Origin of the sequence: Cupriavidus sp. AU9028, assembly GCF_019795295.1 — a bacterium.
Classification (GTDB): Bacteria; Pseudomonadota; Gammaproteobacteria; order Burkholderiales; family Burkholderiaceae; genus Cupriavidus.
On the sequence record NZ_JAIMCG010000024.1, the window covers coordinates 1 to 12876 of the forward strand.

Here is a 12876-nt window from a genome sequence, read left to right on the forward strand (position 1 = left end):
AGCGGGGACCCAGTGGCTTTCGAAGACGCTGGATTCCCGCCTGCGCGGGAACGACCCATTGGTGGTTCAGGCCCTGTCAGCAACCTGACGGCCCGAAGTGCAATGCGGCGGGCGGCTGAACTGCTGAGAACGCGCCGTCATCCCCGCGCAAGCGGGGACCCAGTGGCTTTCGAAGACGCTGGATTCCCGCCTGCGCGGGAACGACCCATTGGTGGTTCAGGCCCTGTCAGCAATCGGTGGGGTCGATCGGACCTTCTCCTTCGGGTCGCCCCCTTCACCCGCCGCCGTACACGCTGTCGGCGCTCACGCCCACATCGAGGCGGATCAGCGGTAGCGGTGGCCGCTCCAGCGTCAGCCGCAGCGCGCGGTAGGTCGCGTCGCTGGACATGCCGTACGGCTCGGCGTCCGCATTGTCGAAGGCGTAGTAGACCGCCTTCACCTTGCCGATGACCAGCGCCGCCAGGCACATCGGGCAGGGATGCCCGCTGGCATAGACCACGCACCCGGACAGGTCGGGCGTGCGCAGCGCGCGGCTGGCCTCCCGTATCGCTTCCATTTCGGCATGGCTGGTCGGGTCGTGGCTCTGCACGATGCCGTTCACTGCGCGGGCGACCGCGCGCCCCTCGCAAGCGATGACGGCGCCGAAGGGCCGCCCACCGTTGGCGCGGTTCGCTTGCGCGAGGCGGACGGCTTCGAGCAGCAGCGCGGCATGGTCGGTCGAGGTGTCTGTCATCCGGAGTATCCTGGTCGGTCGGGGCCCGTTCGCATACTACAGGCGATTGCCTCCGAGGACCGGGGCTCAACGCCCGTTCGGCCGGATCAACGCCCCCGACGGCCCGCTCGAGCCGCCGAACCAGGGCTCGACCGCCGCCTGGTTGTGCTCGACCAGCACCGAGTAGTTGTCCTTGAAGCTGTTGGGGAAGAAGATCCTGCCCGGCGTGGTGACCCGGTTGCCGCGCACCAGGATGCCGGACAGGGCCGCGCCCGGCATCCCCATCACCGCGATGCCGCGTGACACGTCCTGCTTGGCCGTGCGCATCAGGAACGTGCCGTCGCCGTCCTCGACCACGGTATTGTCGATGCAATCGACATTGAACGTCGGCAGGTAACTGTTGATGCCGTACGGACCGTAGGCAGCAACGGCGATGCCATCGCCCGCGTTCTCGTTGTAGTTGTGGTCGATGACGCTGTCGAACACGCCGCCGAAGAACAGCACCGAGTTCAGCGCGTGACCGTGCATGTTGTGGAACTCGTTGTGGCTGACGGTGATGCGCAGATAGCCGGTGGTGATGTCGATCACGGAACTGGAGTCCGGCACCACATCCCACGGCCGCTCCAGCTCCATGATGCGGCCACGAATGGACCGCAACGGCCGGTACTGGCCGACGCCGTGCCCGGCGACGATCGAGATCAGCACGTTCTCGGGATTGCTGGTCCCCACCAGGTCCCAGTTCGGATCGGCCGCGAGGATGACCTGGTTCGCCGTGGCCGAGGCGATCCGGCCCAGATACGCGCCGCCGCCGCCGTCCGTGGTGAAGAACTGATTGGTCGGCGTGTACGTCATGTTGCGGAACAGGTTGTAGCCGACGTACAGATTGCGCGCGGCATTGGCCGTGGTGCCGTTGACCATCGGGCGCGCGGCGCCGATCACCACCCCCTCGTTGATCTCCGTGGGCGATCCGAGCAGATTGCGCGTGATGACGACGTTCTGGCTGTTCGCGATGGCATAGTCGCCGCGATTGGAGCGAAGGCCGGAGAGCAGCACGCCGTCGCCATAGTCGATCAGCAGCGTCTTGGGCGCGTTCAGCGTGGAATTGAGGATGCGCAGGTCGGGACCGGACAGCTTGATCAGCCGGGTATGCTGCCCGCCGCCGGTGTAATCGGCCGACACCTCGATGGTGACGCGATTGATCAGCACGTGGCCATGCCTGTCCGGATCGCTGCCCAGGCTCGCGGCGCGGATCACGGCATCGCGGTGCGGTGCACGAATGGTCAGCGAGGCCACCCCGAAATGGCTGTCGCCGACCACCCACGCCTTGGGCGTGGCGCCCGCCGACGACGCCGTGCCGGTCAGCACGGTGGCAGCCTCGGATTCGCCCACCAGATGCTGGTAGCGGCGCAGCGACAGAGGCCGCGAGATCGCATACTGCCCCGCCGGCAACTGCACCACCACCGGGCCGTCGTTGCTGCGGTTGTTGTCCAGGCACGCCTGCAGTGGCCCGCTGTTGTCGGTGGTTCCGTCGCCGTTCAGCCCGCCACAGGTGACCACCCTCGGCGCCGGCGGCGCCGGCACGATGCGGACCGGCACCGGCAAGGAGGCGGTGGCGTCCTTGTCCGGCGAGCCGATCCACAGGTGATAGGGACCGGGCGGCAGATCCGCCGGCACGCTCGCGGTCAGCGCGGTGTCGTCGGTCTGCTCGACCGGCAATTGCACCTGCCGGTTGTCCGCCGATTGCAGGTAGACCTCCCGGGTACCGTTGATGTTCTTGCCGAACAGTCGCAGCTTGCCGCCGGCCTCGGCGCCGCAATTGACCAGCCGGTGCGCCGGCGCTTCCAGCGGCGCGTCGGTTGCCGGCGTGCCGAGGATCCATTGCGGCTCCGGCCGGTTGACGATCCCTTCGATCGGCGGCACGGCGGGGTCATGATCCTCGATGCGCCACGCGTAGGGCGCGTAGTGCAGCTCCGGCGGAATCTGGAAGATCAGGCCGGTGGAACTGAGCGGAATGGCCGGGGCGGTGATGTTGCTCTGCTGCACGGCAGAGCGCCAGTCGGTGGTGCCGCGCGACAGCGGCGCGATGCGCACGGTCTTGCGGCCGTGGGCGAAGGCGCCGCTCATCAGCACGTTCTGCCCGGGTCGGTTCTCGCGCGAGGTCCAGAACACCGAGTTGCTGCTGTAGACGGGGTCGTGCCCCGGACGCATGTTCTGCACGTCGACGAAGACGGCGGACTTGCCGCTTCCCCGGTCGCCATTGCGCCCGATCCGCGGATTCTCGCAGCCGCTCAGGGTGCCGGTTTCCCCGATCGGCGCCACTGGCGTCTCGGACAATGTGGCGGCCGAAGCCAGGCCGACCGTCTCCGCCTGCAACCACAGCGCCGCCGCCACGGCACATGCCGCCGCCCCAAGAACCTTGCCCTTCATGTTGCCCCCCGATTGCGTCCGACCGCCGCGCCCCCGGGGCACGCATTGCGGCCGGCCGGGGAACCGCAGCGGCCATCTTCACTGAGGCGGCAATCACTTACTGTTCGGCGAGGCACATAAGGCGGTGCGACGCCCCGTTGCAACTACCGTGCGGCTTGCATGGCAAGGGCTTGCGCAGCCGGCATGCGGCGCCAGTACGGTGGGTAATAGAGCACGAGACCGTTCGCGTCGACCACGATCTCGGCAGAAAAGCCGGAATCCTGATCGTGGTACTCCGCCGCTGCCGCTGCCGCACCGCTGCCCTGCCCTGCCCCGGCCTGGCCGTCGGACGCGGTGCCGCCAAGCGTTTCATAGCGGAAGCGGCGAGTGCCGTCCGCATCGTTCGCGAGCAGCGTGTATCGTTGCCGCACCGGCCGCACCTGCAGCTCGGGCAGCCGGACATAGGCCATGGTGAACTCGCGACCCACCCCGGCGGACCATTCCTCCTCCGCCACCGGCAGCGTATTGGTGATGGGCGTCGCCATGATGTCGATGAAGCGGGCCGCGGCAAGGTCCTCGCGGCGCCCGGCTGCGTCGTGCCAGCCCTCATCGTCGCGCCACAGCGACAGCGTCCGCGTGCGCCCGAGATAGACGGTGCAGGCGCGCAGTTGCCGGAAGGCCCAGCGCGGGCCGCAATCGAGGCGATAGGCCAGTTCGAGCGGCCCGTCGTCCCACTGCGCCTGCATGCGGCCGTGCACGGTCACGCCATCGGACGACGGCAGCACGGCGGCGGCATCCAGGCCGGTCTGGGTCATCCAGGACCAGCACACCAGTTCAGGGACGATGGGCTGCAACGTTGGCATCGACATAGGGATCTCTCGCGCGCGGAAACGAGGGCCTGCGCCAGGGCCATCATGGGCGGCCCTGGCTCGCACTGCCCAAGATAGGGCAGATTCGGCCGCACCGCCAACCGTCCGGCGCAAGCGCTACGCCACATCCAGGCGCATCGCCATTCCCCTATGCGAGAATGGCTGCCATAGCACACGGATGGAGCCACGATGCAGCAGTCCTCGAACACCGCCGCACGGAACGACGCGGGCATGGCCGACTGCGCCCGCGAGCCGATTCACATCCCCGGCGGCATCCAGCCTCATGGCTACCTGTTCGCAATCGATGAGGCCGGCACCATCGTGCAGGCGAGCGCGAACGTGGCGGAGCTGGCAGGTGGCGAGGTCCAGTCCGTGCTCGGCAAGCCGCTGCAAGACGTGCTCGGCGACGCCGCCGCTGCGGTGCTGCAGGCATTGCACCTGCCGGAGTCGGCGGGCACGCCCTTCTATGTCGGCTCCATCGAGGCAAGGCGCAATGGCGCGCTGGCAGCGATGGCGGTTCTGGTTCATCGCCATGCGGACGTCGCCATCGTCGAACTGGAACCGGCGCACGGGGCAATCGACGTGTTCCGCTCGATGTACCCGATGGTGCGGGCGTTCATCGAGAGCCTGCAGGGCGCCAGCACGGTCGAGGAGCTGGCGCGGCTGGCGGTGCACGAGGTGCATCGCATCGCCGGCTTCGGCCGGACCATGGCGTACTGCTTCGATGCGGCGGGAACCGGACGGGTGATCGCGGAAGTGGTGGAGCCCGGCTACGACTCGTACATGCATCACCATTTCCCAGGCTCGGATATCCCGCAGCAGGCGCGTGCGCTCTATGTGCTGAACCGCATCCGGCTGATCGCCGACGCCAACTACCGGGCTGCGCCGCTGGTGCCGCCCGTGCACCCGGTCACCGGTCGCCCCACCGACCTGACCTATTCGTCGCTGCGCAGCATCTCGCCGGTGCACGTGCAGTACATGAAGAACATGGGCACGCTCGCTTCGATGTCGATGTCGATCGTGGTCAAGGGCCGGTTGTGGGGCCTGATCTCCTGCCACCACGCCGAACCGCGGCTGCCGCCGTTCGAGGCGCGCAGCGCCTGCGAGCATATCGCCCAGGTGCTGTCGCTGCAGATCGAGGCCAAGGAGGAGCACGCCGAGGCAGCCTACCGGCTGCTGCTGCGCGAGCGGCTGTCGCGGCTGCTGGCGGCGATGGCCAATGCCGAGGATTTCGTCGACGCACTGGCGGGAGAAACGGACAACCTGCTGGCCCTGACGGCCGCCAGGGGCGCCGCGGTGGTGTTCGAGGGGCGCATCGTGCGGATCGGCGCCACGCCCGGGCAGCCGGTCATCGAGCGGCTGGTCAAGTGGCTCGATACGCGCGACGAGGACGTCTACTGCACCGACAACCTGGCCTCGCTGTGGAACGCCGAGGCCGGCGACACCGCGTCAGCTTCCGGGAGCGAGCCGGACCCGGATAGCGCCGGCATTCTTGCCCTGTCGATCTCCCGGTTGTACCGCAACTACGTGATCTGGTTCCGCCCGGAGACAGTGCGGACAATCGAATGGGCAGGCGATCCCGGGCAAAAGCTGGCGGGCCAGGCTTCGACGCTGTCGCCACGCAGCAGCTTCGAGACCTGGGTCGAGACCGTGCGCAATCGCTCGAAACCCTGGCGTCCCGCGGAAATCGAAATCGCGCAGGAATTTCGCGGCGCGTTGCTTGGCATCGTGCTGCGCCGGGCCGAGGAAATGGCCCAGCTGGCGATGGACCTGACCCGTGTGAATCGGGAACTGGAGGGCTTTTCCTACACGGTCTCGCATGACCTGCGCGCCCCGCTGCGCCATATCGTCGGCTTCGCCGACCTGCTGCGCGAGATGGAATGGGCCCGGCTGTCCGAGCGGGGCCGCCATTTCGTCGAGCGGATCACCTCGCAGGCCCGCTTCGGCGGCAAGCTGGTCGACGACTTGCTTGCGTTCTCCCGCATGAGCCGCGCGGCGCTGCATCCGCAGCGGGTGGACATGGACGCGCTGGTGCGCCGGCTGATCGCCGAGGAAGGCCGCGACGCCGCGCATCCGATCGACTGGCAAGTTGCCGAACTGGGCACGGTGACGGCCGACCCGCTGCTGATGGAAATCGTGATGCGGAACCTGGTTGCCAACGCGGTAAAATTCACTGGCCCTGGGCCGGACGGTGCCGCCCCGCCCGCAGCCCGCATCCACATCGGCCGCTCGCCGGGTGAGGGCCAGCTTGCGGGCCAGGACGTCTTCTTCGTGCGCGACAACGGGGTCGGCTTCGACATGCGCTATGCGGACAAGCTGTTCGGCGTCTTCCAGCGGCTGCACCGGAACGAAGAATTTCCGGGTACCGGCATCGGGCTGGCCAGCGTGCGCCGCATCGTCGAGCGGCACGGCGGCAAGACCTGGGCGAGTGGAGAAGTGGGCAAGGGCGCCACGATCAGTTTCTCGCTGCCGCAAGCTTATTCGCCGCAGCAGGTCGACCGGGAAACCTCGGCGAGCGAAACGGCGGCGAGAATCGCGGCTGTCTCCGCGACGCAGTCATACAAACCAGTGTTGAAAGATACCAAGAAAGAAGGGGAGCGGTGATGCTGAGGCCGATATTGCTGGTGGAGGACAATCTTGACGACATCGAGCTGACGCTGATCGCTCTGGAAAAATCGCGGATTGCCAATCCCGTCGTTTCCGTGCGCGACGGCGTCGAGGCGCTCGACTACCTGCGCCGGGAGGGCGAGTGGGCCGGCCGCGAGAAGATCAATCCGGCAGTGATCCTGCTGGACAAGAAGCTGCCGCGGCTGGACGGTCACGAAGTGCTGGCCGCGATCCGGGAGAGCGAGGAGCTGCGCCGGATTCCGGTGGTGATGCTGACGGCCTCGCGGGAGGAGAAGGATCTGCTGCGCAGCTACGACCTGGGCGTCAACGCCTATGTGGTCAAGCCAGTGGAGTTCGACGACTTCATGGGCGCCATCAACGATCTGGGCATGTTCTGGGCGGTGCTGAACGAGCCGCCGCCCTTCGGCGCATGATTGGGGCATGACTGGGCGCACGAGCCCACCGCATCCGTTGCACAGCCGGCGCCGCTAGCGGCGCCCGGCCATCGTCCGTCAGCGGAACCGGGGCAGGCGGACGCGGAAGGTTGCGCCCTTGCCCGGGCCGTCGCTATGGGCGCTCACCGTGCCGCCATGCAGCGCCACCAGGCTCTTGACGAGCCAGAGCCCAAGGCCCAGTCCCGAACTGCGGCGCACGGGGGCGCCACCCCTGGCCTGCTCGAACCGCTCGAAGATCCGGTCCAGGTCCTCCGGCGCAATGCCGGCGCCGGTATCGCGCACGGTCAGTTCCGCGTGCTCCTCGCTGGCGGTGACGGCGATCTGCACCGTGCCGCCTTCGGAGAATTTCACCGCGTTGGTGAGCAGGTTCCAGATAACCTGCTTCAGGCGGCTCTCATCCCCCAGCACGATGCAAGAGGCCAGGGTCTGCGCGACCAGCGTGATGCCGCGCGCTTCGGCATTGACACGAATGTCCTCGGCAACGATGCCTGCCAGCGCGCCCAGGTCGATCGGCTGCAGGTCCACCGACAGTTTGCCGGTGACGATCGCGCCGCTGTCGAGCAGATCGTCCACCATCAGGCTTAGCTGCCGTGCGTTGCGCTCGATGACGGTCACCGCACGGTCGACCAGCGAGGCGTCCGCCGCGCGCTGCAGCAGCGCCGTCCACGACAGGATGGCGTGCAGCGGCGAGCGCAGCTCGTGGCTGACCGCCGCGATGAAATGGTCCATCGCCCGCGTGGTTTCCTCGCTGCGCTCGCGCGCATGCTTCTCTTCCTGCGCCATCGCCAGGTGGCGCAACTCGACCAGCTTGCGTTCGGTGACGTCGAGCGTGAAGCCGACCAGCGACTGGCTGCCGCCGGTGCTGGTACGGGGCGCCCCCCGCGCCAGCAGCCAGCGCACCGAACCGTCCGGCCAGTTCACGCGGTACTCGACCTCGAAATAGCGCCCCTGCTCGATCGCCCCCTCAATCACGCTGCGCACACGCTGGCGATCTTCCGGCTCGATCAGATCGCCGAACAGCCGCTGCTCGGTGACCGGCTCGCCCAGCGACAGGCCGAGATTGCGGTAGCACTGGTCGGTGCAATTGAGCACGCCGCTGGACAGGTCCCACTCCCAGGCGCCGACCCTGGCGAAGCTGAGGACCTCCTGCAGCCGCTGCTGCTGGCTGCGCAGCTCGGCATTGGCCTCGTCGATCAGCACCTGGCGCAACTGCGCCTGCGAGCGCAGCTTGGCCCGCTCGCGCTGGCTGCGCTCGGTGTCGGCGACCGTGTCGGTGACGTCGCTGAGCGTGAAGATGACCAGGTCGGTGCCGCGCCCGGCCAGCTCCCGCCGCCCTTCGCCCACGGTCAGCGGTCCCGGTGAGGGAACGCGGACGGCGCGGGCCTGCCAGTAGCGCTCGGTCCGTGCGGGCTGCCCTTCCCCTTCCCCGTTGCCGTCCTCATCAGGCTTGGGAAGATCGTAGCGGAGCACCGGCGACTGGCGCCGTTCGCCCCGGTTGATCGTGCGCAGCGTGTTCTCTACCCAGGCGCGCCGCGCCGCGCGCTGCCCCTCGGGCACCTGCTGATTGATATCGTAGACAGAGCGACCGCGGATGGCATCGAGCGTTGCGCCCACCAGTTCCAGATACCGGTGGTTCGCCAGCACGACGCGGTCGTGCGCATCGACGATCAGATGCGCCTCGGGAAGGACGTCGAACACCAGCGCCGCCGCCTGCCGTTCCGCGGCCTCGTCATGCACCGTCGTCAGGCTGTGGTCGAGGATCTGCACCGGTTCGCCGGGGACGGATGCGTGCGGCACGACCGGCACCGGCTCGGTGCCGTCATCGATCAGCCGCAGCAGACGATCGAAGGCGTCCTGTGCACCGCGGCAGGCAAGCGCGACCTCCTCGGGCGTACGCACCTGGTCCCGCAGCGCGTGCAGGAACTGCTGCCAGCGCGGCCCCGGCGGGCCGTCGCCGCGCAGGTAGCGCAAGGGATGCGGGTGCAGCGCCTCGGACAAGTTGCGATACAGCAGGGCCCCGCCCAGCTGCGATCCTTCGATGACGTAGCACAGGCCCCAGCGATAGGCCGGCTCGGCCGCCAGCGGCATCCAGCTCGCGGCCCTGCGCTCGACCTCGGCGGGCAGGACGCCGGCCGGCATCGCGGGATCGGCGAGATCGGCATCGATCAGCGCAAGGCGCCAGCGATGAGGCAGCAGCGATGGCGCTTGCGGACCGTCGTCGAAACGACGCAGCCAGCTTTCCAGCGGCTCCAGCCACAAGCGCAGCAACAGCAGGTGGTCGCGATATTCGGTGAGGCCGGGATTGGACCGCGCGAGCGGCATGGCCTTGTCGAGGACGTGATGGCGCTCGCCCGTTGCTTCGCGCAGGGCTGACAGCACGTCCAGGGTGGGCACGGCTGATGCGGTCACGTAAGGCCTCGATGCGCGCGCGGCGGCGATGTTGTTATTCAGAACCTCGACATGGTACAGGAAGTCATGTTGTTGCCGCCTGCAGGACAGCCGTGCGCGAGGCAATCGCCCGCTCTCGCAAGGCCGGTGCTAGCCGGGCGAATCCCTGCGCAGATGGAGCAGCGGATACGGCCTGCCGTCGCCATCCGTTGCGGAGCGGCCAATGCGCACGAAACCGAGCCGCAGGTAGAAGCCGACCGCCTGCGCGTTCTGCTCGTTGACGTCGACCGTCAACGCGCCGCCATCGCGCCCGGCATGGTCGACCAGCGCCCTGCCGATGCCCTGCCCCCGTGCCTGCGGCGCGATGAAGAGACTGTCGATGTTCCGGCCGGTCATGCCCATGAAGCCTAGCGGGCGGTCCTCGCCATCGGGCGCGACCCATACCGTCGCGTGCGGCAGGTATTCAGTCGCCACCAGCCGGTGGATCTCGGCGAAGTGCTCGGGCGCGAGGAAGTCGTGCGTGGCAAGGACGGCCGCGCGCCAGACCTCGACGAGGGCGTCGAGGTCTTCAGCGGTGGATGGACGCAGGCGGATCATGGGCGGACTGCTTCCCTGCCCGGCCGGTCGCTCGCTTCCTTCCGGCGCGCCGTCACTCTACCGTGGCGCCGGACTGGCGCACGATGTCCTTCCACTGCTGGTATTCGGTGCGTACCTGCGCGCCGAACTGCTCCGGCGTCATGGCTTTCGGCTCGGCGCCCTGCTCGTGGATGGCCTGCACGAAGGCCGGCGTCGCCAGCAGCTTGTTGACCTCGGCGTTGACGCGGGTCACTACCTCGCGCGGGGTCTTCGCCGGCGCGAACACGCCATACCAGGTGCTCACGTCCACCTTCTTGTACCCCGACTCGGCCACGGTCGGCACGTCGGGCAGCGAGCTGCTGCGCGCGGCGGAGGTGACCGCCAGCGCGCGCAGCTTGCCGGCCTTGACCTGCGCCAGCGCGGAGGGCACCGAGGCGACCAGCAGATCCACGTTGCCCGCCAGCGCATCCATCATCGCGGCGTTCGACCCCTTGTAGGGCACGTGGCGCAGCTTGATATTGGCGGCGTTGCTCAGGATCTCGGCGGCCAGGTGAATCGTGGTGCCGTTGCCGGGCGAGCCATAGGTGATGGTGTCCGGCGCCTGCCGTGCGGCGGCGATCAGGTCGGCGAGCGTCTTGAAGCGCGAATTGACCGGCGTGACGATCACCACCGGCGTGAAGGCGACATGGGCAATGGCGACCAGATCGCGCGACGGCTCGTAGCTGACCGACTTGTAGAGCCACGGCGCCACCACCAGGTTGTCCTTCTGGCCCATCACCAGCTCATAGCCGTTCGGGTTGGCCCGTACCGCCTCGGCGATGCCGATGGTGCCGCCGGCGCCGGGCCGGTTGTCCGGCACGATGGTCCACTTCGCGGTCTGCGACAGCTGGTTCGATACCAGGCGCGCCAGGATATCGGTGCCGCCACCGGGCGGGAAGGGAATCACCATCCGGATCGGCTTGCTCGGCCAGGCGTCCTGCGCCATGGCCTGGGGCGCCAGCATGGCACAGGCGATCGACGCCCCCGCCAGCATGACCTTCATCGTTGCGCGCACTGCTTGCACATCTCTCTCCAGTTGCTTGGTTTTGGTGCAGCCGCAATCTTAGCCGATGGCCGGGGGAGCCGGCCGGATCGCGCCTGGGCACCGTTGCCGGGACGCCGCACAGAGCGGGAGAGACGAGCGTCCTGCAAGCCTTGCTCATATATCGTATAGTGACGATATTAATCCTGTACAAACCCGATCTATGGTTCGCTCCGAACCGAAACGACCGACGCCGGCGGCGGTGGAAATGGAGGTCGATGTCGACGCCATCCACAAGGCGCTGGCCAACCCGGTACGCCGCAACATCCTGGCGTGGCTACGCACGCCCGAGGCCTATTTCGCCGAGCAGGAATACCCGCTCGACCTGGGCGTCTGCGCCGGGCTGATCGACGCGCGTGCCGGACTGTCGCAGTCCACCGTGTCGGCGCACCTGGCGACGCTGCAGCGCGCCGGGCTGCTGAGCTCGCGCCGGATCGGCCAATGGGTCTTCTTCAAGCGCAACGAGGAAACCATCGCGGCCTTCCTCGACCACGTGCATCGCGAGCTTTGAATTTTTTGCGCTTACGGGCGCACCTCATCCCGTTCGACTCACCAAAAGACAAAACAGATGCCTACTCTCTTCGATCCCATTCGCATCGGCGATCTCGATCTGCCCAACCGCGTCATCATGGCGCCGCTGACCCGCTCGCGTGCCGTCGGCCCAGGCCGCGTGCCGAACGCGCTGATGGCGCAGTACTACGTGCAGCGCGCCTCCGCCGGCCTGATCCTGTCGGAAGCCACTGCGGTCACGCCGCAGGGCGTCGGCTATGCCGATACGCCGGGCATCTGGAGCGACGAGCAGGTGGCGGGCTGGAAGCAGGTCACCGACGCGGTGCATGCCGCGGGCGGCCGCATCTTCCTGCAGCTGTGGCACGTGGGCCGGATCTCCGACCCGATCTTCCTGAACGGCGACCTGCCCGTGGCCCCCAGCGCCATCGCCGCCGAAGGCCACGTCAGCCTGGTCCGTCCGAAGCGCGCGTATGTCACCCCGCGTGCGCTCGAAACCGATGAAATCCCGGGCATCGTCGCCGCCTTCCGGCGCGGCGCCGAGAACGCCAAGGCAGCCGGCTTCGATGGCGTCGAAGTCCATGGCGCCAATGGCTATCTGCTCGACCAGTTCCTGCAGGACAGCACCAACAAGCGCACCGACGCCTACGGCGGCCCGATCGAGAATCGCGCCCGCCTGCTGCTGGAGGTGACCGACGCCTGCATCGACGTCTGGGGCCCGGACCGCGTCGGCGTCCACCTCGCTCCGCGCTGCGACTCGCATACGATGGGCGACTCGAACCCGGCCGCGACCTTCGGCTATGTCGCCAGGGAACTGGGCAAGCGCCACATCGCCTTTATCTGTGCGCGTGAGGCGGTCGGCGAGGGCCGCCTGGGACCGGCCTTGAAGGCGGCCTTCGGCGGCGTCTATATCGCCAACGAGAGCATGACCAAGCAGACCGCCAACCAGCTGCTCGCCTCGGGCGAAGCCGATGCAATTGCGTTCGGCAAGCTCTTCATCGCCAACCCGGACCTGCCGCGCCGCCTGGAGCTCGACGCACCGCTGAACGAGCCGAAGCCGGAAACGTTCTATCACCCGGGCGCGGAAGGCTATATCGACTATCCGGCGCTGGCCTGAAGCGCCACGTCGCGAAGCGCGCCGCATGACGCGGCACGAGCACCGTCATCCCGGCGAACGCGGGGACCCAGTGGCTTTTGAAGGCGCTGGATTCCCGCTTTCGCGGGAATGACGGGGTGGTGGTCCAAGCTCGTCAGCAATCCGGCGGAGCCAATCGG

General features: G+C 68.0%; 10 protein-coding genes. 4 read left to right on the forward strand and 6 right to left on the reverse strand.

The window, feature by feature from the left end:
- Positions 1-274: 274 nt before the first annotated feature.
- The 3 genes from K6V06_RS19550 to K6V06_RS19560 all read right to left on the reverse strand — a co-directional run bounded on the left by K6V06_RS19550 (position 275) and on the right by K6V06_RS19560 (position 3987).
- Complete coding sequence (locus tag K6V06_RS19550) at positions 275-733, reverse strand: nucleoside deaminase (protein WP_222245802.1); 459 nt, start codon at positions 731-733, stop codon at positions 275-277.
- A gap of 66 nt (positions 734-799) precedes the next feature.
- Positions 800-3139: a glycoside hydrolase family 55 protein gene (locus K6V06_RS19555; protein WP_222245803.1), complete on the reverse strand. Its 2340-nt coding sequence runs from the start codon at positions 3137-3139 to the stop codon at positions 800-802.
- A 143-nt stretch (positions 3140-3282) separates the two neighbouring features.
- A complete protein-coding gene (locus K6V06_RS19560) occupies positions 3283-3987 on the reverse strand; it encodes a putative glycolipid-binding domain-containing protein (RefSeq protein WP_222245804.1) in 705 nt (234 codons plus the stop codon).
- Between the two features lie 189 nt (positions 3988-4176).
- Between K6V06_RS19560 and K6V06_RS19565 the strand changes: the two genes are divergently transcribed.
- Positions 4177-6591 carry an ATP-binding protein gene (locus K6V06_RS19565; protein ID WP_222245805.1) on the forward strand — a complete coding sequence of 805 codons (2415 nt, stop codon included), beginning with the start codon at positions 4177-4179 and terminating at the stop codon, positions 6589-6591.
- Positions 6591-7028, forward strand: coding sequence for a response regulator (locus K6V06_RS19570; protein WP_222245806.1), 438 nt, complete (start codon positions 6591-6593; stop codon positions 7026-7028). Before K6V06_RS19565 ends, K6V06_RS19570 begins: the two co-directional genes overlap by 1 nt.
- Positions 7029-7106: 78 nt before the next feature.
- On the opposite strand, the gene K6V06_RS19575 is transcribed toward K6V06_RS19570, so the two are convergent.
- The 3 genes from K6V06_RS19575 to K6V06_RS19590 form a co-directional block, all read right to left on the reverse strand.
- Complete coding sequence (locus K6V06_RS19575) at positions 7107-9458, reverse strand: ATP-binding protein (protein WP_370637516.1); 2352 nt, start codon at positions 9456-9458, stop codon at positions 7107-7109.
- 129 nt (positions 9459-9587) lie between these two features.
- Positions 9588-10034, reverse strand: a complete 447-nt coding sequence (locus K6V06_RS19585; protein ID WP_222245807.1) for an acetyltransferase — start codon at positions 10032-10034, stop codon at positions 9588-9590.
- Positions 10035-10086: 52 nt separating this feature from the next.
- Complete coding sequence (locus tag K6V06_RS19590) at positions 10087-11046, reverse strand: tripartite tricarboxylate transporter substrate binding protein (protein ID WP_255581981.1); 960 nt, start codon at positions 11044-11046, stop codon at positions 10087-10089.
- 256 nt (positions 11047-11302) lie between these two features.
- On the opposite strand from K6V06_RS19590, the gene K6V06_RS19595 reads away from it, so the two are divergent.
- Positions 11303-11605, forward strand: coding sequence for a helix-turn-helix transcriptional regulator (locus tag K6V06_RS19595; protein ID WP_222245836.1), 303 nt, complete (start codon positions 11303-11305; stop codon positions 11603-11605).
- A gap of 57 nt (positions 11606-11662) precedes the next feature.
- Positions 11663-12718, forward strand: a complete 1056-nt coding sequence (locus tag K6V06_RS19600) for an alkene reductase (RefSeq protein WP_222245808.1) — start codon at positions 11663-11665, stop codon at positions 12716-12718.
- Positions 12719-12876: the final 158 nt, after the last annotated feature.

Bases quoted from the DNA above. Each gene is read 5' to 3' on its own strand.
- K6V06_RS19585 (WP_222245807.1), bottom strand. From the start codon at position 10,034: ATGATCCGCCTGCGTCCATCCACCGCTGAAGACCTCGACGCCCTCGTC.
- K6V06_RS19560 (WP_222245804.1), bottom strand. From the start codon at position 3,987: ATGTCGATGCCAACGTTGCAGCCCATCGTCCCTGAACTGGTGTGCTGG.
- K6V06_RS19595 (WP_222245836.1), top strand. From the start codon at position 11,303: ATGGAGGTCGATGTCGACGCCATCCACAAGGCGCTGGCCAACCCGGTA.
- K6V06_RS19600 (WP_222245808.1), top strand. From the start codon at position 11,663: ATGCCTACTCTCTTCGATCCCATTCGCATCGGCGATCTCGATCTGCCC.
- K6V06_RS19550 (WP_222245802.1), bottom strand. From the start codon at position 733: ATGACAGACACCTCGACCGACCATGCCGCGCTGCTGCTCGAAGCCGTC.
- K6V06_RS19590 (WP_255581981.1), bottom strand. From the start codon at position 11,046: ATGCTGGCGGGGGCGTCGATCGCCTGTGCCATGCTGGCGCCCCAGGCC.
- K6V06_RS19565 (WP_222245805.1), top strand. From the start codon at position 4,177: ATGCAGCAGTCCTCGAACACCGCCGCACGGAACGACGCGGGCATGGCC.
- K6V06_RS19570 (WP_222245806.1), top strand. From the start codon at position 6,591: ATGCTGAGGCCGATATTGCTGGTGGAGGACAATCTTGACGACATCGAG.
- K6V06_RS19555 (WP_222245803.1), bottom strand. From the start codon at position 3,139: ATGAAGGGCAAGGTTCTTGGGGCGGCGGCATGTGCCGTGGCGGCGGCG.